Annotated in this window: 1 pseudogene; it reads right to left on the minus strand. The window is 54.5% G+C overall.

Annotation, left to right across the window (positions count from 1 at the left end):
• Nucleotides 1-497: pseudogene (locus tag AC2A06_RS18840) on the minus strand (hypothetical protein); the annotation flags it as partial.

The following is a 497-nucleotide window of genomic DNA, read 5'->3' on the forward strand; positions in this document are numbered from 1 at the left end:
GCCGTTGGCATAAGCGCTAAACAGCAAGTTGCTGCCACTGGCAATCGCCACCAAGCCATTACCCAGTTGTTGCTCCTGGGTCACCGTCAGGGTGCTGTTATCCACCAGATCAAACAAACCGTAAAAATTGCTGTTATCCGCAGACAGGGACATCTCAGCCCCATTGCTGATACTGACGGTGGAATCAACCACCCCAGTGAGTGCATGAGCCACATCCTCCGTCACGCCACTGAAATTCAGCACCGAACTGTCGGTGGTCAAATCCACGGTGGCGCTGGCGGCTCCCAGATTATTGGCATCAGTCACGGTTAAACGACTGTCTGCGCCAATCACCTGAGCACCGGTAAACGCGCTGTTATCACCGGTAAGTTGTACATCTGCCAGGGTATTGAGGGTCCCCGCACCACTGAGTTGGTTGGCAAAACTGCCATCACGGGCGAAATTCAGGTTACCGTCCACGTTCACATCACTGCTGCCCAGGGTCCCGGCATTGTTCA

The organism is Serratia sp. HNCC26DJ244 (assembly GCF_057180565.1).